This window comes from Pseudarcicella hirudinis, from assembly GCF_900115665.1.
GTDB lineage: Bacteria > Bacteroidota > Bacteroidia > Cytophagales > Spirosomataceae > Pseudarcicella > Pseudarcicella hirudinis.
This window is the reverse complement of sequence record NZ_FOXH01000016.1, coordinates 130,627-155,140: the sequence shown is the minus strand read 5'-3', so window position 1 is coordinate 155,140 and position 24,514 is coordinate 130,627. Positions and strand designations below refer to the sequence as shown.

Below are 24,514 nucleotides of genomic sequence, written 5' to 3'. Positions count from 1 at the left end.
TATTTCAGGCAGGAATTTCTTTTAAGCGGTTGGAAAGAACATTTTCCCAATCCTGGTAAATTTCCTTATATTGTCCGGCAAGTCTGTGATCCGGTTCGATAATGCCCGTCTTTTCCATATTGGCAAAAGCCTCTTTAGGCGTGCTGAAGCCATTATTCCCTATTCCTGCGCCGAGTGCAGCTCCTTTAGAGCCATCTGTATCATATAATTCTACAGCTACTCCGGTAACATTCACCATTGTTTGTGAGAAAACATCACTTAGGAACATGTTGGATTTTCCGGCACGGATAACAGTAGGTTTTGTACCATTTTCAGCCATGATATCCATTCCATATTTCAAAGAAAAGGCAATTCCTTCCTGCGCTGCGCGAATGATATGTCCTTTTGAATGAAGGTTTAAATCCAGTTTTGAAAAAGAGGCGCCTAGAGTTTTGTTGCTTAAAACCCTTTCCGCACCATTTCCGAAAGGTAAAACCCTCAGACCATTAGCTCCGGCTGCAACTTCAGAAGCGGCCTGATTCATTTGCTGATAACTTAATCCGCTGGCCACATTGTCACGCACCCAACGGTTAAGAATACCGGTTCCGTTTATACACAGCAAAGTACCTAAGCGGTTTTGCCCGTTCAGCTCGTGGTTCACATGAGCAAAAGTATTGACTCTTGATAATGGGTCATAACTGATCTGATCAGAAACAGAGTACACCACCCCTGAGGTTCCGGCAGTTGCTGCTACTTCTCCGGGCTCGAGTACATTTAAGGAAAGGGCATTGTTAGGCTGGTCACCGGCTTTATAAGTTACGGGTACTCCTGCTTTTAAGCCTAAAAGATCAGCAATCGAACTTTTTACTTCCCCATGATTAGAGAAAAGCGGACGGATTTCCGGCAGAATTGCAGCAGGAAAACCATAATATTTCATCACATCTTCTGATACGGCATTAGTCTGGAAATCCCAGAAAATACCTTCTGAAAGCGCAGAATTAGATGTGGTAATGGCTCCGGTCAGTTTCATGGCAATATAATCTCCCGGAAGCATGATTTTATATACCGAACCATATACTTTTGGTTCATTCTCTTTTACCCAGGCCAGTTTTGAAGCAGTGAAATTCCCGGGAGAGTTAAGAAGATGTTTTAAAGATTTTTCTTCCCCGATTTGCTGAAAAGCTTTATTTCCGATCGCCACCGCACGGCTGTCACACCAGATAATTGACGGACGGAGAACTCTCAGATCACGGTCTACCATCACCAGGCCGTGCATTTGGTAAGCAATTCCTATCGCCTGAATATCTTTTGGATTATATTTGCCGGAAGAATTACAACGTTGTATAGCTTGCTGAACGCAATCCCACCACATTTCAGGGTCTTGTTCCGCCCATCCCTCTTTTGGAGAAGATATAGTGTTTTCGGTATCAGGGTATTGTGCTGAAGCAATCAGTTTTCCGGTCGAACCGTCAACAACTGAAGCTTTAATGGAGGACGTACCTAAATCAATTCCTAAAAGTAACATGTGTAATGTTTCAGATTTGAGTTTAATGTGGATTTATTTTGACAAAAATAAAGAATAAATTCACTTTTTTTCAGATAAAATAAAAATAGAACAGTAGATAACTGTTTTTTCTTGAAAACAAGGCTTTTGGAGGTTGTCTCAGAATAAAAAGAAGAAAATATTTCTTCGTATTGCAACCATTATCCTGTCTAATCACGTCTATGTTTTTGAAGAGAAGAAATTAAGGAGTTTAAGCCATGCACAAAAAGAATTTTTACCTGTTTTTTATACTCGCCATTTGGGGCTTTACGGCTTGTGATACAGTCGTAAATGATCCGGTCGGTCCCAATCAGAATAATCCGAATAGCAGCGCAATTCCTCAGGCTACACTTGAGGCTTTCAGGCAGGTTTATACGGGTGTTCAGGATTTCAGGTTTCGTCCTTTAAATGAGGGAAAAACCTGGGAGAATGTATTTGTATATTCTGACGGAACCGTAATTTCTGCCGTAGATTATAAAGGTGAAGTGATTGATTTAGAGCAGCTTAATGGCTTGAAAAAAGCATTGCCCGATGCCGTGAAGCAATCCGCTGCCGGAAAGGGGGCTGATAATTATATTGCAGGAGCGTACGAACTTAGTAAAAGCCCTGCTCAGTCTGCCGGGTTTAAAGTACTCTTAAAAAAGTCAGATACCGGAAACACTGAATTGTTTTTTGACGAGGCAAGTAAAAGTTTTAACAGACAGACCCCGCAGTTTTCCATCAGAATAAATGCCATTTACGCATCAAGTACCGAACAAATCAATTTTACCCCCGGTATTCCTGAAGTTGTCAGGCAGTTTTTTACGCAGAATCAATTCAAAAGTGCAGCTTTGCTCGTAACCAGATTGGACGATGGTAATATTACGATTGACGTGAATTATCGGGAAAAACAAAATGATTCTGTTATTTCTTCCCGGATTCTGATGTCTGAAAAGGGTGAAGTATTACAATGGGAAACACCATTACAGAGGGAATTGACTTACCGTGCATTGAAGGTTGAAGAATTACCAGGAGAAATAACCAGCTACCTGACCCGGAACGCTAATTCTTTTACGGTAGATTATGCCCTGGCAAAACAGTCTTATGCCAAAGATGCTGTTTATTTTGTTGAGGTACAGAATGGTACAAAAAGTATCAGGATAGGAGTGGATGTAACGGATAAAAATAACCTGTCTGTTACTAATTCGAGACAGGTTGACCAAAGTCTTTTACCACAAAATATTCTGACGTATTTAAATAACAATATTACCGGATGGACATTCTCTTCAGCAAGATTAGTTGAAGAAGTCAGTAAAAATGGTGTGGGAGGAAATATCAATCATTACACCATAGAAGTATTAAAGGGATCAGGAAAATACGCATTGAGATTTAACGGAAAAGGAGAATTTCAATACCAGTACACTGTTCGATAAGTAAAAGTCAAAAGCACATTCCTGTCCCGGGTTTGATTTGGAGAATTTTGATTACTTATTTCAGAAAACAACTCTGTTACATGATTTATGAAAGATAGTTGGAGGTAATTAATACTAAAGTTTCCGGATTTGCCATTGCCTCAAAGAACTATAAATGTTGAAAGAAAAGGAATTAGTCATCGCCTGTAAAAGCAACGACCCTAAAGCTCAAACCGCCTTTTATAATTTATATAAGGGGCGGCTTTTAGGCGTTTGCCGACGCTATGCGCGTACGGAAGCGGAGGCTGAAGATATTTTTCAGGAAGCTTTTATTAAGATTTTCAAAAACCTGCACAGCCTTGAAAAGCCGGAATCGGTTAATTCCTGGGTAAAATCCTCTGTAATCAGAACTGCGATTGACCATTACCGGAAAACGATTCAGGAGCGGGAGCAGAGCAATTACGATGAATTACTGGATATTTCTGTCAGCGAGGAAGAAAATGTATTTGCCAGATTTAACCGGGAGCAGATACTGGAGGCAATTAATAAACTGCCGGATGGCTATAGAATGGTTGTAAACCTTTATCTGATTGATGGATATAATCATGGAGAAATTGCCCAGATGCTGAATATCTCTGAGGGTACTTCAAAATCCCAGCTTTCAAGGGCTAAAGAGATTTTAAAACAACGTTTAATCAAACTGGGCTTAACGCTGGCCTGAAACGAATAATTGAAAAAACATTTGCTAATACCTTAATATCATGTCGGAGACAGGAAAAGACATAACAAAAGACTTTCTGCAGGGAATGTTCTCGGATTTCGAAGCCGAACCGAAGAACGAGACCTGGGGTAAGATCCAGCAAGCCATAGGAGCAGCTCCTGAGTTTTCGTTTTGGAGAACAGCGAAATCCTGGATCACCCCGGTTGCTGCATTGATTTTTATGGGGATGACCACTTTTGTCACTCACCAGCCTGATAAACTGACTGCTGAAGTAGCCGGGATAGAAGCAGTAAACAAGAATGGCGTTTCCAAAGAATCTGCTTCACAAGTGCAGAAAAAATCTACTGATAATTTACTTACTAAAAAACAGGATAATATAGCAGAAACGAAGTCCTTTAATGAGATAAAGGCTTCCGGTTTTCAAAATAAGAGGACAATTCATGAGGCAAAAAACACTGCATCAGAAACACAAATTGCAGATAATAGATCGACGGGGTTAAAATATTCTCCAGAAAATAAGATTTATACTGAAAAATCCCTGAAACAGGTCCGGAGAAGAGGAAATAAAAGTTTAGACTCCTATATTTCAGAAAACCGATTATCAAATCAGACTATTGCAGTAAACGGAAATAAAACACATTTAAATAAAACAGAAAAGGTTTCTGAAAACATTACGCTTACCTCTCCTATAAAACAAAGCCATTTGGAATTTTCAGAAACAAAGGAAGATTTATCTTCTGCTGAGAAAACTCCAATGGCTTTTCATCAACCGGATCAGATTGATGGAAAACAAAAACCGGATCAGGATACTATTGCCCGAAGGAATTCGAAAACAATTAAAAGTCCGGCAAATTCCTCAAAAGATCTGGCAAATCTTTCTGTTAAAACACTTAGTGCAGCGAAAGGTAAAACTGTTCAGCAACAGGTAATTAATGATAAAAAGCAGTCTGAAAAAAGCAGGAATAACCTCAAGGAGGAAAATGAGGCAGGGTTGCCGGAGGAATCACTGATTCAGGAAGTCCGTCGGGTTTACCCATTGGTTTTGCTGGAAAGCAAGGCATTTGCAATGAAAAAATCAGGACTTATTTTACCAAAAGTAGCGGCTAACTCGTATGCTTCAGTGGTTAAACCTTCTGAAAAACCATGGTTTGTGAGTATCAGTATTACACCATTGCAGACTTATAGAATTGTCAATATCAGACAATCGCCAAATCAAAAAATGATGATTCAGAATGTTGAAACAGACCGTTTAATCAGTTCTGAAAGAAACGGATGGCAGGCAGATATTAACATGGTAAAACCGATTTCAAACAACTGGAATTTCAGAGGAGGAGTTTCGTGGTTAAGTATGCATAACTGGGCAAAGTACCAGACCGGAACAGATCAGATCATTTACAAACCTGCGAATACCCTTGGAAATAGCCTTGGCGTGGATATTTTACAGAACGTAGGAAATACGGTTTATGAAAGTCAGCAGCTTCAGATGATAGGTTTGAAGGCTGATGTGCAGAAGTTTTTCAGGATTTCAGGCAGAAACCGTTATTTCGTAAGCCTCGGAGCCTCAGCATTACTGGCCCTGAAAGATGCAGAACCAAAGGCATTTGCGAATTTCTCCTTAGGTTTGCAGCATATTTTAAGTCAGAAAGTATTTCTGACATTTGAACCAACCACCTCTTATTCGCTTACAGGGCTTTCAGATGATGAGCATTTATTGAGTACCAATGCATACAACGTAGGGCTAAGAGTGGGAGTAAGTTTCAGCGTTAAGTAGAATCTTCAAGTATCACACGTTTTTCATTAAACCTCAGAAATCTCGTAGAACTTTTTCTCATTGCAGAGAAGTTCTAAGAGATTTCTGAGGTTTCTTTTTGTTTCATATTTAAGGAGAATGTATAAAAATCAGAAATACGATTTATATCTATCCATTTATATCTATCCATCTATCTTATATCTATCCTCTATATTCTCCATGTTGCCATGTGGTTAGGCATGTCTTATGTTCCCTTTTCTATGTTCTCTATGTTGCTATATGGTTACAAAGATTCCTGCGTTGCCATGTGGTTAGGCATGTCTTATGTTCCCTTTTCTATGTTCTCTATGTTGCTATGTGGTTACAAAGATTCCTGCGTTGCCATGTGGTTATAAAGATTTCTATGTTCTCTATGTTGCTATGTGGTTACAGTTCCTATGTGGTTGCAAACTCCTGAAAATAATCAACTATTTTTGCATGATTTACAGGAAGAACAAAGACTAAAGTCGAAATAAAAAATGTCCATTCTAACAATTAGTAATTTTACCAGACAGTACGAAAACAGAACCGTTGTAGATGATATTTCACTGGTAGTTGGGAAAGGTGAAATCGTTGCCATAGTAGGAGAAAGTGGCTCAGGGAAAACGACCTTATTAAATATGATTTCAGGAAATGTGAAACCTGAAACCGGGCATTTATTTCTTGAAAATCAGGAACTGGATTTACAATTTGACAGATTAATTAAAGAATTTCCTGAAATTAAACTGGTTCCCCAGGATTACAGACTAAAACCTGAACATAAAATCTGGGAGAATATTGACCTGGCGCTTACCCGATACACGCATGAATACCGCAGGGAAAGAGTAATGGAATTGCTGGAACTCTGCGGACTTACACAAGTAAAAGACAAGAAACCCAGGGAAGTTTCCGGCGGAGAAAAACAGCGTACCGCAATAGCAAGAGCCATTGCAGAGGAACCACAGGTATTGTTACTGGATGAACCATTCAGTAACCTGGATTCTATAAATAAGCAGAAACTTCGGGAAAAACTGGTCGAAGTTATCAGACAGGAAGAAATTGCCTGCTTATTCGTTACACATGATTTAATGGATGCCTTTCTGGTAGCAGACCGGATAGGAGTGATGTACAAAGGAAAACTACTGCAACTGGATAAACCGGAGGTTATCCTGAAATCTAAGCAGGAGGAATATGTGAGCAAATTTGTGTCGAGTGCCTTAAATGTTTTCAGGGAATTCTTCGAACGTTACCCAAATCTGTAAGAAAATTAGTGAAATATGAAAATTGAGTATATATGCTTAATTAAATTTGGAAATTAGGTATTTGTTACTAATTTTGTCATACTTACACTTCTGACAGCAAGAAACTGTTTGTTAGATTGTGAATTTGACAGAAAAAAGACCAAACGCCCCCTAAAAACGTTTGGTCTTTTTGTTTTATGACATTTCTCCCGAAAAAGGCTTTGCCAGAATGGCTTTCACCTCATTCACTTCATGAGTCTGTCCGAAGGCAAACATCATTTTTGTAATAGCAGCCTCTGTGGTAATATCAGAACCACTGACTACCCCGATTTCCTGCATGACCTTGCTGGTCTGATAACGTCCCTGAGTAACCCTTCCGCCATTACATTGAGAGACATTGAAAATAACAATTCCATTTTCAATAGCCTTTTTGATGGCATTGAGAAACCATTCATCGGTAGGGGCATTTCCGGAGCCATATGTTTCCAGAACAACCCCTTTTAATCCATTGATTGAAAGGATATTGTGGACAATCTTTTCAGAGATTCCCGGAAAAAGCTTCAGAATAACCACATTTTCATCAAGTCTTTCATGGATCCTCAACGAAGAATTGGGTTTATAATGCTTAATGAAAGGATGATTGTATTCTATGTAAATTCCTGCCTCGGCTAATGCAGGGTAATTTTCTGACTGAAAAGCATTGAATTGGGCACTTTCCTGCTTTTTAGAACGATTGCCCCTCAAAAGCATGGAATGGAAAAATACGCAGACTTCCGGAACAAGTGGCCTTCCGTTTTGTCGGGCCGCTGCAATTTCCAAAGCTGTAATGAAATTTTCTTTGGCATCAGTTCTAGCCACTCCGATGGGTAACTGAGCTCCTGTGAAAATGACAGGTTTATTAAGGTTTTCCAATAAATAGCTTAAAGCGGAGGCCGAATATGCCATGGTATCAGTTCCGTGGAGTATTACAAAACTGTCATACTTTTCATAATTATCGCCGATAATCCTTGCCAGATCAGCCCAGACAGAGGGCTTCATATTGGAGGAATCCAATAGCTGATCGAAAGTCAGTACTGTTATTTCAAATTCCAGTCTTGCCATTTCTGGTAAATTATCCGGAATTTGAGTAAAGTCAAACGGTACGAGACTGTCTGATTTTTTGTCGTAAACCATTCCTAATGTTCCTCCGGTATAGATTACAAGTACCTTGGCATCAGCCTGATTGTTGGAACTGGTTTTGATTTTTACGGTTTTATACATTTTAAATTTGTTGATGGATTTATGTATTTATATAGAATATTCTTTCTCAGGCATGGCCTTCAGTATCATCTTTCTCTTCGGTTTGAGGAGATGAAGGAGCCATAATACCGATCATCATGATGAACGCCGTCAGAATAATGACCTGAATAATCAGTGATTTATTCACAATCGGGATATTCTGGGCAGGTTCAATGGCAAGAAACAGCAGGATGGTAATTAGTCCCCTTGGTGAAATAAACAGCAGGGGCTTTAAAGGCAATTTTGATAATTTTAACTGAATGGCACGAAGGGCAAATATGCCGGCCACAACGCCTATCGCCCAGACAATGGTCTCAGCGTTGAGGATTTCTTTTGTTTCAATCAGATAGCCAAAGAGCAGAAAGAACAAAGCCCTTACCAGAAAGGTAGCTTCATTACTCAAATCCTTAAATTTATGTACCTCTTTATCTAATTCTTCAGCCTTCAGTTTACGGATCCATTTAAACCTTTTTAATTCATCAAGATTTCCTAAAAACAAACCAAACAGAAGAATGAAAATTAAAGCGGGCAAATGGTAAATTTTGGAAACAGAGTAAATCAGAATGATCAGCAGAATAATCGGAGCGAATTTGATATGGTGATCGATTTTATTCAGCAACAAAGAAAGACCAATGGTTGCAGCAAAAGAAATCACAATCATAATCAGTAATTCAAGTACAAAATGCTCAAAAGAGGCAAATCCGAATGTCTCATTTAAGGCAATAAAATTGAAAAATAATACCCCGATAATATCTGACAGACTGCTTTCATAAATAACAAATTCCTTCACACCGGCACTTAAACTTTTCACACTGGGAATGGCAATCGCACTGCTGATTACGCATAAAGGAATGGCGTTTATCAGGTTATTTTTGAATGAACCCTGCCCGAAATATTGAAAAAGAAAGGCCATCCCAAAAGCAAGTCCCAGCATCGGAAGCAGTGCCACCACAAATGATTTCCTGATTAACGGAGCCTTGGATTTATCAAGCTCCAGTTCAAGAGAACCTTCCAGTACAATCAGAATAAGCCCGATTGTTCCCAGAACCGGCAAAAGAGGAGTGAGATCCGGAATATGAAATTTCATCATATCAGAGACCTGTCTGACTATCCATCCAAGTAGTAACAGCAAAATCACCGAAGGGATTTTCGTTCTGGAAGAGGTCAGATCAAACACATAAGCTACCAGGAGCAGGGTGCAGATTGTGATAATAATTAAAGTCGTCATAGCGATTGATGAAGTAAATCCCGGTTAAGCCCACTGTGGTAAATTTATCCTTTTAATCTTAAAGCATTTTCAGTAGTAATACGAATCGCATCTTCAATGCTCATCTGTTTCAAATCGGCAATTTTCTGAGCAACAAGTGTCAGATATGAAGGCTCATTTCTCTTTCCTCTGTGTGGTGCAGGCGCCAGATAAGGGCTATCGGTTTCCAAAACGATATGTTTCAGGTCAATTTCCGGAATAAGCTTATCAATGCCTCCGTTTTTGAAGGTAACAACTCCACCGATTCCGAGCAGAAATCCCAGTTCAATTACTTTATGAGCCTCTTCTAACCCACCGGAAAAGCAATGAAATATGCCTTTCAATTCTGAATCTCCATTCTTTTCAATCAGTTTAACGGTCTCCCAAAAAGCATCACGACAATGAATATCAATCCAGAGATTATGTTTTCTGGCAAGCTGGCATTGGGTAAGAAAAGCCTGTTCCTGCTGATTAACAAAGGTTTTATCCCAATACAAGTCCATTCCGATCTCTCCGATTGCCAGAAATTTATGTTTCCCCAGCCATTCTTCCATGATATAAAGTTCCTTTTCAAAATCCTCCTTCACATAACAGGGATGGAGACCGATCATAGGCAGGCATTTTTCAGGAAACTGGCCAGCCAGAGCCATCATTCCATCAATTGTTTCAGAATTACAATTGGGCATCCATATTTCTGAAATTCCATTAGAAAAGGCCTTTTCCAGCATTTCATTCCGGTCTTCAGCAAATTGCTCATCATAAATATGAGCATGAGTTTCTATAATAGATAAATTTAAGTTTTTATAATTCATGAATGATGATATAATGTATTGGCTATCAATGGATAATTAAAGTTTCTGTTTTGAGGACTTCGTTTGTGATGACACAAACACATACAAACCGGCCATAAACAATGGCGATGCCGTATTACTCATAAATCCTTCCCTTCCAATCTACTTTTACAGGCAGGTAATAGAAAAGAACCATTGTAAGTCCCCACCAATTCGAGTAAAATTCATAAAAAATCAGGTGTTTTACCAATGAAAACTGCTTTAGTTTTAAAATTACCGGCAAAACATTCAGGGTTTGGATAATCCATTTTATCAGCCAGACTAGTGCCGCCAGTTTCCAGGAAAAAAAGATACCGATTGCAGCCAGAATCGGAAGAAATAAAGCATTCAGATAAAGCAGCAACACAATCCACCAAGGGCATTGCAAGGCTCCGACCATCCAGCGTTTCCGCTGATGAAGAAATTCCTTCATGCTGAAAATAGGCTGTGTTTTGGCAAAAACCTGTAGATTAATGGTATTTCTGAAACCGAAACCTTTTTTTATAGTTTCATGAAAAAGTGCAAAATCTTCGGTGATTGAAAAAGGCATTTTTGCATACCCGCCCGTTGCCTCATAAGCTGCTCTGCTAACAGCTGAGTTATTCCCCAGACCTGTCAGGGGAATCTTTAAATCTGCTGCTTTTTTCAATAAAGACAAAGCATAAAGCCAGTCAATTGATTGAAAAGCATGAAACATGGATCCGACGTTTAAAGCCGTTACGCCTACCTGATGACCGATTCTGGCATCTTGTTCAAAGTTTCGGATCATTCCGTGAATCCAATCCGGATTAACTTTTACATCAGCATCGGAAATTAAAAAATATTTACCTGTGGAATGTTCGTAAAGGTTGGCAAGAACATTGGCTTTTCCCCGTTGATTATTGATAGTTTTTTCAATATCAATTAATTGAAAATGAGGCTTGTCTTTGATGAAGTCCAATACTAATTCCCTGGTTTTATCATCAGACTGGTCGTTTCCGATCAGAATCTGGAGCTGCTCTTTGGGATAACTTAAGGCATTCATGGCTGAAAGACTATGCAGAATGTTGTCTTCCTCATTTCTTGCGGCAATCCAGACGGTAACATTCGGGAGCATTCTTTCCGGGTTAAGCATGAAGTTTTTTAAAATAGTTTGATGAAAAATGTATTTACAGTTTTTCAGGCAGGGGAAGGAACTGATATCCTTTTTCACTGAAATGTTCCAGAAATCTCGGAAGAGCGAAACTCATATTAGGACTGGCTTTTATGCTGTCGTGAAATAAGACTATAGAGCCATTTTCGGTGTATTTTATGCTTTTTTTCAAAATTGTTTCAGGGGATAGTTCTCTGGAGAAATCTCCCGTTAATACGTCCCACATGACAATCTGATGAGATTTAATGATTTCTCTTGCCTGGCTTTTTTTAATTCTGCCATATGGTGGTCTGAATAACTGAGGTGCTGCTATACCCGACTGGCTGCTGATCAACTCATGGCATTTTGAGAAATTTTCGAGGTATTCATCCTTTTCGGTATTCCAGCCCCGCAGATGGTTAAAAGTATGATTGCCGATACCGTGTTGTTTTTCAACTAATTTGCTGAAAATACAAGGGTTTTTCTCAATGTTATTCCCAATGCAGAAGAATGTCGCTTTTGCCTGAAAAAGATCAAGCTGTTCCAGGACAAATTCCGTCACTTCAGGGATCGGGCCATCATCAAAAGTCAGGTAAATGACCTTGTCTTTTTCGGGAATTTTCCAGATAAAATCCGGATAAATAGCCCGCATGATGAAATTTGTTTTATGAACAAACATGAGATTAAATGTTTCCTTTTTGTATTGCCAGATTACTGCAATTTTCTTCCTTTCCATTCGTAACCTTTTCCCTGTGCCAGAAGTCCGAAAAAACTTACATAGAACGGATAAATTACCTGAACAACCGGAACCAGCCATATTAAAGCTGATTTACGTAAAAAAGATAAAAAGAGCGATAAAATGATCATTTCAGCTGAAAACTTAATTACTGTCAGTGAAATGAAATCTGACAGACTCAGGCTGCCGGAAATAAGTCCCGGGACAGTTAAAATCCAGCAAAAGTTTGTCAAAAATACGAAAATGGCCAGAGCTTTTACGTTCATACGCTCGTAGAATTTCCATTTACTTGCCCATCTTTTTCGCTGATTGTAAAAATCATGCAGTGTTTCCTGAGCATTTGTTTCCACAATGGCATCCTGATTTTTCAGAAAGAAAACTTTTTCCGGAAATTGCCCGGCGATTTTATGCATAAGAAATTCATCATCACCTGAGGCAAGGTGTTCAAAACCTGAAAAGCCACCCACTTCAAAAAAGGCTTCCCGTGTATAAGCCAGATTGGCACCATTGCACATATTTGGCTTTTTCATAAACATAGCACAGGCTCCGGAACCAATCAGGCTGGAAAACTCTATGATTTGTAAATTACTCCAAAGCCCTTTCCGGGAATGAAAAGTTACAGGTGAGCTGATTAATTTTGCCTGCTTTTCCAGAAAATACTGCTGAACAGCAAGTATCCAGTTTTTGCCAGACCGGCAATCTCCGTCGGTGGTCATTATTAATTCTCCCGTGGCGATTTTAAGGCTTTCTGTAATAGCTCTTTTTTTAGGAGAAAGGCTTTTGTCAGCGGACAGATTATTAAGAATAAGCTTAAAATGAGCCTTTTTCTGAAAATCTTTAACAAGCTCAGCAGTAGAATCCGTTGAAGAATCATTTGCTACAATTACCTCAAAGTTTTCAAAAGGATAAGTCTGATCGTTTAAATCTTCCAATAAATTCAGGATATTTTCAGCCTCGTTTCTGACAGGAATAATAACAGATATTCTGGTGGTTTGTGGAAAAGTATAGTCCTTCCCGACCTCTCTGAACCGGAGCCAGGTGAAGATAAGTACCAGATTGAATAAAAAGTATAAAAGCGCAATAATATATAGAAACGAAAGAATCATTTACTAAGGATTTGGTCAAATAATCAGCAAGTTTTAAATAAATTTCGTGCTTCCGTTTACCGCAAAATAAAGCATGAAGGTTTTTCGGTAAATTCCTGTTAAAACGGTTTATTTCTTTTTCTCTTTTACGATGAAAACCATTCCGAATAAAACCGGAGTAAGGATATTAATCAGCCATAAACTCAGCGTGGCAGAAACAACAGCTGCCGGAGGAATAGCATAATAACTAAAAAAATACAAGGCTGTGAATTCTCTTATTCCCAAATCGCTCAGGAAGTTGAACGAAGGTATGAGGGTTTTAAAGAAAAATACAAGACTTGTCAGTGTAAACAACTCCAAAAGAGGAAGATTTATTGAAAAAATCAGTAAAACAATAATAAACTGAATCGAAAAAGTAAGGTATCTGAGTGTGGCCCAAAGCAGGATTTCCAGAATTTCTGACAAATTATAAGTTTCGAAAATTTCAAAATATGAAGCGAAACGTTTGAGGAATTTTACTTTTTGAAAAAATAGGCCAATCCAATGTCTTCTCGAATAAAAGAAAATTCCAAACAGAAGACTGGCGATCAGGAGTAAAAAGAAAATACAGAATAACAGCGGTATTTGCGGTAACTGATGCAGGATAAAATGCCCGAAAGCGATGGTTCCGAAGAAAAGCGTTACATAAAACTGTATCCCGTTTCCCATTAAAATTGCCCCGACTCCCTGAAATCTGTTGGGACTATTGAGTTTCCAGATTCTTCCGGCAAAATCACCGAGGTTGGCCGGTGTAATAAAACTCAATGACAAACCAATAATAACTGACTGATACGCTTCTGAAAAGGAAAATTTCGTAATAGGACTGGCTAGTTTTTGCCATTTTAATGCTTCAAATCCCCAATTGGCAAAAGTGAGTACAATGAGTGTTAGTAATAACCAGAAATTAGTGGAATTAAATGCTTTTTTGTATTCAAGTATCAGATTGTCAATGCTTTGATGCTTCTGTTGAAAGGAATAAACAATGCCAGTCAAAACGCTCAAAAACAAGAAAATCTTCAGAAACAGGAATAGTTTTTCAGAGAGGTTGTTTGTTTTTGGGATGAATTTGGAGTTACCTTGCATCAGAATTATTCGAATTGTATTCAGAGGAACGGAAATGGGCGAAAAAATTATTTTAGGCGTTGATCCCGGAACCCGCTTTATGGGTTATGGAGTCATTCTGACCGACAAAGGAAACATGACTTTGTTACAATACGGGGTCATAAATGTGAGCAAATATAGCACGCAGGAATTGAAATTGAAGAAGATATATGAACGAATTGTCGGAATTATCGAAGAGTTTACTCCGGATGAGATGGCAATTGAAGCTCCGTTCTTTGGAAAAAACGTGCAATCTATGTTAAAATTGGGCAGAGCTCAGGGAGTCGTAATGGCTGCTGCGTTGTCACATCAGATCCCGATTGTGGAGTATTCTCCCAAAACCGTTAAACAATCAGTTACAGGAAATGGAAATGCCTCCAAAGAGCAGGTCGCGGCCATGCTTGATCATTTACTGAAGCAGAAACTTGACGCTGCCATGTTTGATGCTACTGACGCTTTAGGGATTGCCGTATGTCATTTTTTCCACGGAAACAGCATTATGTCAACTACCAAAGGTACCAAAAAAGGCTGGGGCGCTTTCGTAAACGAAAACCCTGACAGAGTGAAATAAAGAAGCGATACATAAGAACCAAGCCCTGGAAATATAGATTGTATTTCCAGGGCTTGGTTCTATATGTCCTATGTTATGTGGTTAGTTTTTTTCTATGTGCCCTATGTTTCTATGTGGTTACAATGTTTCCACACAGTTGTTTTATATGTGCCCTATGTTCCTATGTGGTTACAATGTTTCCACGCAGTTGTTCTCTATGTGCCCTATGTTGCTATGTGGTTGCAATGCCTCTATGTTCACTATGTTTCTATGTGGTTACAAATAAGATAGTGAAGTCTGTTCTCTATGTGCCCTATGTTGCTATGTGGTTGCAATGCCTCTATGTTCACTATGTTTCTATGTGGTTACAATGTTTCCAAGCAGTTGCTCTCTATGTGCCCTATGTTCCTATGTGGTTGCAATGTTTCCACACAGTTGTTTTATATGTGCCCTATGTTCCTATGTGGTTACAATGTTTCCAGGTAGTTGCTCTCTATGTACCCTATGTTCCTATGTGGTTACAATGTTTCCACACAGTTGTTCTCTCTGTGTCCTATGTTCCTATGTGGTTGCAATGTTATGGTTACAAAACCATCTCCCAGGCTTTTTCCACAGAGGTCACCGGAATCTGGCATACCTTATTGTAACAGATAAAAATCTGCGTTTCTTCTCCTTTGGCAGTACGGTTTTCCAGCAAGGGTAATTCGCTTTTCACTTTTGTGCCTGAAAGCACTTTATTTGGAAAATAAGTTTGATCGATTTCTTCTCTGAATTTCAGATAATCAGGTCCGACGATGGCAATTTCAACAGTCGGACTGACCAGCTGCGTAGCCAGACATGCCCAGTTTGTCAGATAATCTACATTGGAAATAATCAGTTTTTTCATTTTCCCCAACATAACTCTGGAGAGTTCACTAAAATCCTGCCGATCGAGAATCAGACCCAAAACATAAAGATTCTTCGCCATGATGGAATTGGAAGCTGGAATGACATTGTCAAATATTTCCTTCTTTCTGACGATAAGTGCTTCTGCATTTTGATCCGTAAAAAAGAAAAGATGCTCATTTTCATCATAAAAGTTCTGGTAGGCATAAAGTGTTAATTTTTCCGCCTCATGCAGCCAGATTTCCTCAAATGTAGCCTGATAAAGTGAGGTAAAAGCATCAATAACTGCGGCATAATCTTCCAGAAACCCCATGATTTTTGCTGTTCCGTTTTTATAGGAATGCCACAACTGAGATCCATTCATCATTTTGTCTTTGATGAAATGCGCATTGTTTTTTGCCAGCACCAGGAAACGGTCTTCATTAAATACCCTATAAGCATCCACTAATCCTTTCAGCATGAGAGCGTTCCAGGAACATAATACTTTGTCATCAAGGCCAGGTCTTATCCTTTGATCCCTTGCCAGCATTAACAAACGAATACTTTCTGCAAATTTGCTGTTCAGTACAGGCTCGGCTTTCCATAAAATATTTACCTCATCTTCCCAGTTCCCTGCTTCGGTAACCTGATAAGTCTCACAGAATTCTCCGGCATTTTCTCCGAGAATCTGTTCGATTTCATGCCTGGTCCAGGTATAGAATTTCCCCTCAACCCCTTCAGAATCCGCATCAAGTGCAGAATAAAATCCACCTTCAGCATTTACCATCTCCCGGCTCAGCCATTCAATGGTCTCATAAACTGTTTCCTTGTAAAGCGGTTCTTTGGTCAGAGAATAAGCCTCTGCATACAGACTGACCAGCTGTCCGTTGTCGTAAAGCATTTTTTCAAAATGAGGGCAGAACCATTCTCCATCCACAGAATAGCGGGCAAAACCACCACCCAACTGGTCGTAAATACCACCCTGAGCCATTTTATTCAAAGTCAGTTTCAGATGTTCCAGGGCTTCAGGATTGTTGGATGACCTGAAATATCTTAACATAAAAAGCCAGATACTCGGCATCGGAAATTTAGGTGCTCTGTTAAAACCTCCCCATTCCGCATCGAAGCCAAAGGCCAGTTTTTTAAACATATTTTCAAGACCTTTTTCAGAAAACAGTTTCTCTTCTATGGTAAGTCCGTATTTTTCAGATTCGGAAAAAAGCATGTTCTTCGTAAATCCCTCTGCTGATTTTTGCAGTTCTTCAAAATGATTAGAAAAACCATTATTAACGGCAAGAAGCATTTGCCGCCAGTTCTGAGGAGGAAAATAAGTGCCTCCGTAAAAAGGTTTCCCGTCAGGCATCAGAAAAACATTCAGCGGCCAGCCTCCGTTTACACCCATCGCCTGGACGGCGTCCATATAAATAGCATCCACATCTGGCCGCTCTTCCCGGTCAACTTTAATGTTTATGAAATGCTCGTTCATTATTCTGGCAATATCCTCATTTTCAAAGGACTCCCGTTCCATGACATGGCACCAGTGACAAGCGGAATAACCGATAGAAACCAATACAGGCTTGTTTTCTGTTTTAGCTTTATGAAGCGCCTCTTCGCTCCAGGGGTACCAGTTTACCGGATTATGGGCATGTTGCAAAAGATAAGGACTGGTTTCCTGTGACAATCTGTTCATGGAATGTTTTTAAGATTTTTAAGGTTTGCGGATTGAAATAGCCAACTGTAAATCGCTCTGATTTTATCGATTTTTTCTCAAAAATAATAAACATTATGCCTGAGAAATGCGAAAAGTACATAAGATTATACTTTTGATTGAGTATAAATTGAGCGTAATCTAAATTTTAATCGAATGAAAATTTTAAATTTGTGTTAAAAAATCAATAAGGTTTGATTTGGAGATTTGATTAACTCAAAATACTCCTCTCAGATATTTTTCTTCCAGAATCCACTAAAGCTTTAAGGATAAAAACCTTACCGGAATAATGAAAAAGCACGTTTCTTTGGTTCTCGAACCGGAAATTGCCTTCGATGCAGGCAAATTTCAACAACATATTTTCAAATTACTGCATATTCCTGCAGAAAACAACGAAGCATTTGTCAGGGCTACGAAAAGATCGATTGATGCCAGGTCAAGACAGATAAAAGTAAATATTGAAGCTGATGTTTTTGTCAATCAGACACCCGATCCGGTGATTGAGTTTCAGAAAGATTACAAGGATGTTTCTAAAGCAAAAGAAGCGATTGTAATAGGTGCAGGTCCGGCAGGAATGTTTGCCGCACTTCGTTTGATTGAATTGGGCGTAAAACCGATCCTTCTGGAAAGAGGAAAAGATGTAAGAACAAGAAGAAGGGATCTTGCCGCGATTAATAAAGACCATATTGTCAATCCGGAATCCAATTATTGCTTTGGTGAAGGAGGAGCAGGTACATATTCTGACGGAAAACTCTATACCAGAAGTAAGAAACGGGGGGATATTCGCAGGGTGTTGGAGATTTTTGTGGCACATGGTGCTACGGAAGAGATTCTGGTAGATGCACATCCTCATATTGGAACAAATAAACTTCCGCAGATTGTAGCAGAACTCCGGGAAAGTATTTTAAAGGCCGGAGGAGAAGTTCATTTTGATACAAAAGTGGTAGATTTTATCCTGGAAGGGAAAAAGATAAAAGGAGTAATAACTGAGAACGGGAAGGAATTAACGGGTTTAGGCGTAATTCTGGCTACCGGACATTCAGCCAGAGATATTTTTGAGTTGTGTCAGAACCGGGGGGTGCTGATTGAGTCCAAACCTTTTGCAATGGGAGTAAGGATAGAACATCAGCAAAGCCTGATTGACAATCTGCAATATCACCGGAGTGATCGGGGACCTTATTTGCCTGCGGCTTCTTACAGCCTGGTAGCACAGACTTATCATAAAGGTATTCAGCGGGGAGTGTTTTCGTTTTGTATGTGCCCGGGAGGATTCATCGTTCCTGCAGCAACTGCTCCGGGTGAATTGGTTGTAAATGGAATGTCTCCTTCACGAAGAGACTCAAAATTTGCCAATTCCGGAATGGTTGTCGCAATAAATGATTCAGACCTTGAACCTTACAAACAATTCGGAGCTTTGGCAGGTTTGCATTTACAAATGGATCTGGAGCAAAAAGCCTGCAAAATGGCCGGAGGTGGACAGACTGCTCCAGCTCAGTTAGTGGCGGATTTTGTAAATAAGAGAACTTCCCGGCAATTACTGGAAACATCTTATCAGCCGGGTCTGAAATCAATGGAAATGTCAGAGGTTTTACCAGAACACATTGCTTTTCCTCTCAAAGATGGTTTGAAACAATTTGGCCAGAAAATGAGGGGTTATACTTCAAACGAAGCTCAGATTATCGGGATCGAAAGCAGGACATCTTCTCCGGTAAGAATTCCGAGAGACAAGGAATCGCTGGAGCATGTGGAAATCCTGCGACTTTTCCCTTGTGCTGAAGGGGCCGGATATGCAGGCGGCATCATGTCTGCTGCAATGGATGGAGAAAGATGCGCCGAAAAATTAGTGGAATTGTATGGGAAATAATGACCTTAAATGAAAAAATCAGTCTGAAACAGAATTGAAGAATACGTTGAGTCAGTAAAAGCAGTGTGAGAATTTGAATAGTATTTCTAATTATTAAAAGTTTTATGCAGGATTTTAACCACTTCATCAGGCAATTGCAGGTCCGGTTTGAGAAACCGCTTCCGGGACGACCGGCTCATGAGAAAATGATTTCTTCGAATCGTCTTCTGGTAAAAGCCATTCCCAATGCAAAAACCAGAAGAAGTGCGGTATTGATTTTGTTTTATCCTTACGAAGGAGAAATTTATCTTCCCCTGATCCTGCGTCCTGCTTATGACGGGGTACATGGCGGTCAGATGGCTTTTCCGGGTGGAAGAATGGAAAAGGAGGATGAAAACCTTATCCGTACAGCCATGCGCGAGGCTCAGGAAGAAATTGGAATACGTCTGACGGATGTCAGAATAATCGGAGAACTTACCGAACTGTTTATACCTCCGTCTAATTTTTTTGTACAGCCTGTCATCGGTTATTTGACCAGCCGGCCGGAGTTTTATCCGGATGCCAGAGAAGTGGAGGATGTGATTGAAGTTAATCTGAAAGAGCTCAGAAATATTGATATTATTGGCAGAGAGGTTATGAATGTACGGGGAGTTGATGTTGATGCCCCGTTTTACAATATCCAGAACCGGAAGATATGGGGTGCCACTGCCATGATGATTGCTGAATTGCTGGAGCTGCTTCAGAGTGAGCAGTTTTAAAACAGAAAACCTATAACAAAAAAGCAGGTCATAAACCTGCCCTTTTGTTTAAAAAATTAAAATAAAGACAACTTTCTCAGAGCAATTCTCTTTTTACGAATTTTGCACTTCTTTCTACACAATCCAGTGCATTTGGTATGTAGTTATTTCCCTGCTCCACAAAAATGTGTTTTACACCGGCCAGTTTTGCATCAGGGAAAAATGTTTTAAAGTTAATAGTACCATCTCCGACCGTTGTGTGCAGATCGCGGTTGTTTTTGTCCATATCCTTAATATGCCAGCAGACAAAACGTCCCGGATTTCTTACAAAATATTCATGAGCAGTAAGTTTAGAGGAATGTGAAAACCAGTAAAGATCCATTTCCATTTTAACAAGATCAGGATCTGTTTCTTTCAGGATCAAGTCATAGCCGATTTGACCATTATGATCAATGAATTCAAAATCGTGGTTATGATAGGCCAACTGAAGCTTTGCCTTTTTAATCTGTTCACCGATTGTATTCAGGGTATCGGAAAGAAATTTGAATTTTTCCATCGTTCTGAATTGTGGATCCAGCCAGGGCCAGACGATATAATCCTGTTTAAGTACCAGCGCTCCTGAAATACAATCATCCACATAACGTTTCATGTCGTCAGGCGTAGAACCGTTCAGAATGAATTTATCAAGATCATAATGCCCGCTTGAACTGCTAAGATTGTTGTCATCCAGAATTTGCTTTAGTTCTGCCGGTTTCAGGCCCCAGTAATATTTATTTTTACCATAATTATAACTGTAGGTTTCAACTTCCTGATATCCGAAGGAAGCTGCCTTTTTCAAAGTTCCGGGAACGTCAGCGGACATTTCTTTGTGAAGGGTGTACAATTGCAAGCCCAGCTTAAACTTCGGGCTTTTTATAAACTCAGGTTTGGAGAAGGCAAATGCACCTAATAATCCGGCTTTTTTCAGAAACTCTCTGCGATTACTCATATTAAATTTATTTAGGGGATAGTTGTTTTTGGTTTTGATGAAAAACTTTCTCATCAAAGTGACAAATTTAGGTTCGGCAAAAAGCCCGATATTGTAAAAATGCGAACGAAGCTTGCGACTGCGGACCTTGCCTGTTTTTTTTCATTACAGAAAAGGATAGTGTAAACTGCTTTAAAATGAAAATTTACCGGAAATATATTGCATGCCATGAACCTGTTTAATTATAGAGAACTTGCGGCGGCTCAGGAACTTTCAAAGTTTGTCAAGAAATTCTGGGTGCTCGATAATGCTTTGAATCACAGTGAGTTTTCCAACAAAAGTGTATTGCCTAACGGATGTTTTAACATTGCGTTTATTTCAGGAAATGAGATCGTAATTGAGAATAAATCCGGGAAAACGGTTCTGAAGGAAGGGATTTATTTAAGTTGTCAGTTAAGTATGACGATCGACGTAATTATAAAACCTTTCACCAAGATTTTTCTTACGCAACTGTATCCCTGGGTTCCGGTCATGTTTTCTGATTTTCCTTTCGAAAAGACTGCTGATTGTTATGTCCCTTTACAGGAAATTAATTCCGGAATGAGCCGAAATCTTGCCGGAATAGAGCTTTATAATGAGGCATTTATTGTTCAGTTTTTCCAGAATCATTTCCTGAAATATCTTGAGAAAAACAGAGATTCTGACCTGATTCTGGAAGCCAGTCTGCTGATGAAGGAAGGCAAAGGAAATATAAGCGTAGCAGAATTGTCAGGGAAATTAGGTTTTTCTACCCGCTTTGTGGAAAAGAAGTTTAAACAGCATTTAGGACTCAGTCCGAAGGAATTCAGCACCATTCTTAAAATCAGGAATTCAGTTGATGAGATGACCAGAATGAAGCAGTTTCACTCGATGGTTCAACTGGCTTTGGAAAATGGATTTTATGACCAGGCACATTTTATTAAAACCTTTTCAGGACTGGCCAATACTTCACCCGGGAAATTTGATGCTGAAAAATTCCTGCTGCCATTTGATGGCAAAGGGTTTTGAAGCAGCAGTTTTTGAAAGACTGAATCTGATTTCCGGAAATACTTTTTACAATAATAAAAGAAAAACAGACGTTTTAAAGGTCATGTTCTGGCGCAAAACAGAATAAAAGCCTGATCAGAATTTGCACTCCGGAAGTCTCAAATTTGGACTTTTACCAGATGAATGCGTATCTTTGCAATTAATAAGAAGAAAAGCAGCCTGACTTTGGAAGGATTTAACATCCTTTTTATTCTTATTTGACGTTAAAGTTTTAGTGTCGAAGACTCGTTTCAGGGTACTAAATCATTGTTGAACGAAAACCCAAAGGCATGATTTTAAAAAATGTTTTCTTGTTCTTTTATTTCGCAGCCAGCCTGCTGAATATATCTCATACAGGGAAAAAAACACTCCATGGCAAAGCTTCTTACTACGCCAGAAAGTTTGAAGGCAAACGCACTTCAAGCGGGCAAAAGTACCGGGCAAACCGCCTTACCGCCGCTCACAGAACCCTTCCATTTGGTACAATACTGGAGGTAACCAATCAGAGTAATGGCTCTAAAGCCATTGTCAGAGTAAACGACAGAGGCCCTCATACCCGTTCAAGAGTTATAGATGTTTCTTATAAAGCCGCCAAGCAATTAGGGCTGCTAAGCAAAGGCTCAGCACATGTCAGAATAAAAGTCTTATCATTGGGCAGTGGTGCGTTGCTTGCAGAGGAGGAATCGGAAGAAGATACATTATCTGATGAAAATACAGAAGAAGTAGCTCAAAACCCATTGCAGCAGCCAATTGAAACCGATTCACTGAATCAAAGAAAATTTGTAGTGATTGTTTACGATCAGGACGGCAGAATCAAGTTAGATTCCACAAATTCTCAGCCTAAAGTGATTCTGGTAAGAAAATAAATCTGAAAATGCTGCTGAGTTTCCTTTTTGAGCTCAGCAGCATTTTCCGTATATCATTCCGAAGAATCTTCCCGCTCCTTTATATTCTTCAAAATCTCATCCGAAATCAGTTTGTGTGCATAGTCATTAGGATGACCATCTGCAAAAACAGAATCTTTACTTCCTTTTGGCACATACCAGTGACCATAGAAGTGCTGATAAGCATTAAAATTACCGGTAGGATGCAGACGCATGAATAATGAGTCGATATATACTTTTATAATTTCTTTATTGGTAATGAGTTTCGTCGGAGGTAATTTCGTTGGAAATGAAAACCCCGTACCGCTGGTCCAGAGAATCATTCTGGCATGATTCCTTTTACAGGCCTGATAAATTCTGTCGTAGCCATATTCCTCAATTTTTTCATTGTCATTCAGAGGTTTCGGGATTATACCAAGTACAGATTTAATCCTTGTAATCATAGAGTTAATGTCCTGATAGGCCAATACCGGAGTAACTTTCAGATAAAATTTGCTGAAATCCCAGGTATTATTCGGAGTATTTTTAAAATCCGCCAATGGCATTTTCAGACCTTTAGGACTAAAAACAGGCATTTCCAGTCCTTTTTTGCTAAAATAAGGTATCGGAAATTTACCTCCCAGGAAATTCTGGTAATACGTTTTAGAGCGATCTGCAAGCCAGGGAGAATATTGGACAATTACATAATCGGGATGTTTTTCATTGATGTATTTTTCAGCTTTCAGTACCATTTGTGAAAGACCGTAACCGCTGACACTGGCATTAAAATAATCCCCGTTCATTGATTTGCTCAATAAATATGGAAAAGTCTTTTCTGCCCGGCAGGCATCTCCGTAAGAAACCGAACACCCGAGTACGAGAAAACCTGGTCTCTTGCCGGAATGGACAAAATTTACTGGGATTCTGAACCCTTCAGCATCGTGATGAATGATAATATCACCTTCGCCAAGCTGCCTGTATCCTGTTGAAAAAGGGGCATGAGTATAACCAAACACATTATCATTTATATAAACTTTCCCGACTTTATCTCCCCGTTCTTTGGCCAGATTGTAAAGAGGCATAACCCGCAGTTTCAGATTCCAGGCATACATCAGAAACGGGAGGCTAAGAAGAAAGAAGATTTTGTAAATTATAGAGCTCTGAAAAAGTCTTTTGCTGTAAATAATTCCTAAAAACCATATCAGAAGCAGGAAGACCTTGAAATGAGAAATGATAAACGGGCCGCTCTCTTTTTCCATAAGCCATTTCCCCAGTTCCTTAAAACTCAGAAACAAAGAATTCTGAATGAATTGGATGAATAAAACCAGCAGGATTATCACTGCAGTAAAACCAGCATTTTTTTTGATGAAACTGTACATTGCGATAAGAAATTATAGGTTGTGCAGATAAAACTATTTTGATAATTACATGATTAATATATTTGTTTTTTGAGAAAAAATATAATTTATCAACTGTTTTCTTGCAGATTTTTTTATGAAATGCTTAAAACAAAGCCTGAATGCTAAAATGAATTACACAGGAATGATTTTTAAAAGAAAAATTGCCTATCACCTTGATTGACATTTGATTATAATGAAGAAAGCTGAAAGCGTAACTAGTGCGCTTATGACAGATTCCGAATGTTAAATTATAGTAACGTATATACTAAGACTCAATATGAAACTGTTAACGGTTTTAGGTAAACGTAAATTGAAATTTTTCAAAAATCCTGTAAAAGACTTATTCCTGAAAATGGAGAAACCTGTTTCCTGAAATCAATTTTGTCTGAGCTTATTCTGATTAGAAATCAGTCTTTTGGAGATGCAGGACTCCATTTTTTCAGACAGG

The 24,514-nt window shown here is 39.2% G+C and carries 20 protein-coding genes; 9 read left to right on the top strand and 11 right to left on the bottom strand.

The window, feature by feature from the left end; genetic code table 11:
* Positions 1 to 4: 4 nt before the first annotated feature.
* Entirely contained in the window at positions 5 to 1,504 is a 1,500-nt protein-coding gene (locus BM179_RS21535; protein ID WP_092019239.1) for a xylulokinase, read from the bottom strand.
* Positions 1,505 to 1,740: 236 nt separating this feature from the next.
* Here BM179_RS21535 and BM179_RS21530 point away from each other — a divergent pair, with 236 nt between their 5' ends.
* The 4 genes from BM179_RS21530 to BM179_RS21515 all read left to right on the top strand — a co-directional run bounded on the left by BM179_RS21530 (position 1,741) and on the right by BM179_RS21515 (position 6,664).
* The gene (locus BM179_RS21530; RefSeq protein WP_092019238.1) at positions 1,741 to 2,934 is read left to right on the top strand and encodes a hypothetical protein; all 1,194 of its coding nucleotides are present in this window, start codon (positions 1,741 to 1,743) and stop codon (positions 2,932 to 2,934) included.
* Positions 2,935 to 3,088: 154 nt separating this feature from the next.
* Positions 3,089 to 3,634 (top strand): RNA polymerase sigma factor, encoded by a 546-nt coding sequence (locus BM179_RS21525; RefSeq protein WP_092019237.1) that lies wholly within the window; start codon positions 3,089 to 3,091, stop codon positions 3,632 to 3,634.
* 40 nt (positions 3,635 to 3,674) lie between these two features.
* A complete protein-coding gene (locus tag BM179_RS21520) occupies positions 3,675 to 5,405 on the top strand; it encodes a hypothetical protein (RefSeq protein WP_092019236.1) in 1,731 nt (576 codons plus the stop codon).
* A 497-nt stretch (positions 5,406 to 5,902) separates the two neighbouring features.
* Entirely contained in the window at positions 5,903 to 6,664 is a 762-nt protein-coding gene (locus tag BM179_RS21515; protein WP_092019235.1) for an ABC transporter ATP-binding protein, read from the top strand.
* Between the two features lie 174 nt (positions 6,665 to 6,838).
* Here BM179_RS21515 and BM179_RS21510 read toward each other — a convergent pair whose 3' ends face one another.
* The 7 genes from BM179_RS21510 to BM179_RS21480 form a co-directional block, all read right to left on the bottom strand.
* Positions 6,839 to 7,903, bottom strand: a complete 1,065-nt coding sequence (locus tag BM179_RS21510) for an asparaginase (protein ID WP_092019234.1) — start codon at positions 7,901 to 7,903, stop codon at positions 6,839 to 6,841.
* 46 nt (positions 7,904 to 7,949) lie between these two features.
* Positions 7,950 to 9,149, bottom strand: coding sequence for a cation:proton antiporter (locus BM179_RS21505; protein ID WP_092019233.1), 1,200 nt, complete (start codon positions 9,147 to 9,149; stop codon positions 7,950 to 7,952).
* A gap of 44 nt (positions 9,150 to 9,193) precedes the next feature.
* A complete protein-coding gene (locus BM179_RS21500; protein WP_229633012.1) occupies positions 9,194 to 9,979 on the bottom strand; it encodes a TatD family hydrolase in 786 nt (261 codons plus the stop codon).
* A gap of 115 nt (positions 9,980 to 10,094) precedes the next feature.
* Positions 10,095 to 11,111 carry a glycosyltransferase gene (locus BM179_RS21495; protein ID WP_092019232.1) on the bottom strand — a complete coding sequence of 339 codons (1,017 nt, stop codon included), beginning with the start codon at positions 11,109 to 11,111 and terminating at the stop codon, positions 10,095 to 10,097.
* Positions 11,112 to 11,145: 34 nt separating this feature from the next.
* A complete protein-coding gene (locus BM179_RS21490) occupies positions 11,146 to 11,844 on the bottom strand; it encodes a polysaccharide deacetylase family protein (RefSeq protein WP_229633011.1) in 699 nt (232 codons plus the stop codon).
* Positions 11,820 to 12,950 carry a glycosyltransferase family 2 protein gene (locus tag BM179_RS21485; RefSeq protein WP_092019231.1) on the bottom strand — a complete coding sequence of 377 codons (1,131 nt, stop codon included), beginning with the start codon at positions 12,948 to 12,950 and terminating at the stop codon, positions 11,820 to 11,822. The genes BM179_RS21490 and BM179_RS21485 overlap by 25 nt, the downstream gene beginning before the upstream one ends.
* Positions 12,951 to 13,058: 108 nt before the next feature.
* Positions 13,059 to 13,970, bottom strand: a complete 912-nt coding sequence (locus tag BM179_RS21480) for a lysylphosphatidylglycerol synthase domain-containing protein (protein WP_177219479.1) — start codon at positions 13,968 to 13,970, stop codon at positions 13,059 to 13,061.
* Positions 13,971 to 14,085: 115 nt separating this feature from the next.
* Here BM179_RS21480 and ruvC point away from each other — a divergent pair, with 115 nt between their 5' ends.
* A complete protein-coding gene (gene ruvC / locus BM179_RS21475) occupies positions 14,086 to 14,640 on the top strand; it encodes a crossover junction endodeoxyribonuclease RuvC (protein ID WP_229633010.1) in 555 nt (184 codons plus the stop codon).
* 562 nt (positions 14,641 to 15,202) lie between these two features.
* On the opposite strand, the gene BM179_RS21470 is transcribed toward ruvC, so the two are convergent.
* Positions 15,203 to 17,173 carry a thioredoxin domain-containing protein gene (locus BM179_RS21470; RefSeq protein ID WP_092019228.1) on the bottom strand — a complete coding sequence of 657 codons (1,971 nt, stop codon included), beginning with the start codon at positions 17,171 to 17,173 and terminating at the stop codon, positions 15,203 to 15,205.
* Between the two features lie 307 nt (positions 17,174 to 17,480).
* Here BM179_RS21470 and BM179_RS21465 point away from each other — a divergent pair, with 307 nt between their 5' ends.
* On the top strand, positions 17,481 to 19,055 hold the full coding sequence (locus BM179_RS21465; protein ID WP_092019227.1) for an NAD(P)/FAD-dependent oxidoreductase: 1,575 nt from the start codon (positions 17,481 to 17,483) through the stop codon (positions 19,053 to 19,055).
* Positions 19,056 to 19,159: 104 nt separating this feature from the next.
* Positions 19,160 to 19,792, top strand: a complete 633-nt coding sequence (locus BM179_RS21460; protein WP_092019226.1) for an NUDIX hydrolase — start codon at positions 19,160 to 19,162, stop codon at positions 19,790 to 19,792.
* A gap of 76 nt (positions 19,793 to 19,868) precedes the next feature.
* Here the strand turns inward: BM179_RS21460 and BM179_RS21455 are convergent, their stop codons facing one another.
* Positions 19,869 to 20,759: a sugar phosphate isomerase/epimerase family protein gene (locus tag BM179_RS21455; protein WP_177219478.1), complete on the bottom strand. Its 891-nt coding sequence runs from the start codon at positions 20,757 to 20,759 to the stop codon at positions 19,869 to 19,871.
* A 207-nt stretch (positions 20,760 to 20,966) separates the two neighbouring features.
* Between BM179_RS21455 and BM179_RS21450 the strand changes: the two genes are divergently transcribed.
* Both BM179_RS21450 and BM179_RS21445 read left to right on the top strand, forming a co-directional pair.
* Positions 20,967 to 21,785: a helix-turn-helix domain-containing protein gene (locus BM179_RS21450; RefSeq protein WP_092019224.1), complete on the top strand. Its 819-nt coding sequence runs from the start codon at positions 20,967 to 20,969 to the stop codon at positions 21,783 to 21,785.
* 308 nt (positions 21,786 to 22,093) lie between these two features.
* Complete coding sequence (locus BM179_RS21445) at positions 22,094 to 22,669, top strand: septal ring lytic transglycosylase RlpA family protein (RefSeq protein WP_092019223.1); 576 nt, start codon at positions 22,094 to 22,096, stop codon at positions 22,667 to 22,669.
* Positions 22,670 to 22,722: 53 nt separating this feature from the next.
* On the opposite strand, the gene BM179_RS21440 is transcribed toward BM179_RS21445, so the two are convergent.
* On the bottom strand, positions 22,723 to 24,045 hold the full coding sequence (locus BM179_RS21440; RefSeq protein WP_092019222.1) for an SGNH/GDSL hydrolase family protein: 1,323 nt from the start codon (positions 24,043 to 24,045) through the stop codon (positions 22,723 to 22,725).
* Positions 24,046 to 24,514 lie beyond the last annotated feature (469 nt).

Bases quoted from the DNA above. Each gene is read 5' to 3' on its own strand.
- BM179_RS21490 (WP_229633011.1), bottom strand. From the start codon at position 11,844: ATGGAAAGGAAGAAAATTGCAGTAATCTGGCAATACAAAAAGGAAACA.
- BM179_RS21515 (WP_092019235.1), top strand. From the start codon at position 5,903: ATGTCCATTCTAACAATTAGTAATTTTACCAGACAGTACGAAAACAGA.
- BM179_RS21505 (WP_092019233.1), bottom strand. From the start codon at position 9,149: ATGACGACTTTAATTATTATCACAATCTGCACCCTGCTCCTGGTAGCT.
- BM179_RS21440 (WP_092019222.1), bottom strand. From the start codon at position 24,045: ATGTACAGTTTCATCAAAAAAAATGCTGGTTTTACTGCAGTGATAATC.
- BM179_RS21485 (WP_092019231.1), bottom strand. From the start codon at position 12,950: ATGATTCTTTCGTTTCTATATATTATTGCGCTTTTATACTTTTTATTC.
- ruvC (WP_229633010.1), top strand. From the start codon at position 14,086: ATGGGCGAAAAAATTATTTTAGGCGTTGATCCCGGAACCCGCTTTATG.
- BM179_RS21520 (WP_092019236.1), top strand. From the start codon at position 3,675: ATGTCGGAGACAGGAAAAGACATAACAAAAGACTTTCTGCAGGGAATG.
- BM179_RS21495 (WP_092019232.1), bottom strand. From the start codon at position 11,111: ATGCTTAACCCGGAAAGAATGCTCCCGAATGTTACCGTCTGGATTGCC.
- BM179_RS21450 (WP_092019224.1), top strand. From the start codon at position 20,967: ATGAACCTGTTTAATTATAGAGAACTTGCGGCGGCTCAGGAACTTTCA.
- BM179_RS21530 (WP_092019238.1), top strand. From the start codon at position 1,741: ATGCACAAAAAGAATTTTTACCTGTTTTTTATACTCGCCATTTGGGGC.
- BM179_RS21465 (WP_092019227.1), top strand. From the start codon at position 17,481: ATGAAAAAGCACGTTTCTTTGGTTCTCGAACCGGAAATTGCCTTCGAT.
- BM179_RS21470 (WP_092019228.1), bottom strand. From the start codon at position 17,173: ATGAACAGATTGTCACAGGAAACCAGTCCTTATCTTTTGCAACATGCC.
- BM179_RS21455 (WP_177219478.1), bottom strand. From the start codon at position 20,759: ATGAGTAATCGCAGAGAGTTTCTGAAAAAAGCCGGATTATTAGGTGCA.
- BM179_RS21460 (WP_092019226.1), top strand. From the start codon at position 19,160: ATGCAGGATTTTAACCACTTCATCAGGCAATTGCAGGTCCGGTTTGAG.
- BM179_RS21500 (WP_229633012.1), bottom strand. From the start codon at position 9,979: ATGAATTATAAAAACTTAAATTTATCTATTATAGAAACTCATGCTCAT.
- BM179_RS21525 (WP_092019237.1), top strand. From the start codon at position 3,089: ATGTTGAAAGAAAAGGAATTAGTCATCGCCTGTAAAAGCAACGACCCT.
- BM179_RS21535 (WP_092019239.1), bottom strand. From the start codon at position 1,504: ATGTTACTTTTAGGAATTGATTTAGGTACGTCCTCCATTAAAGCTTCA.
- BM179_RS21510 (WP_092019234.1), bottom strand. From the start codon at position 7,903: ATGTATAAAACCGTAAAAATCAAAACCAGTTCCAACAATCAGGCTGAT.
- BM179_RS21445 (WP_092019223.1), top strand. From the start codon at position 22,094: ATGATTTTAAAAAATGTTTTCTTGTTCTTTTATTTCGCAGCCAGCCTG.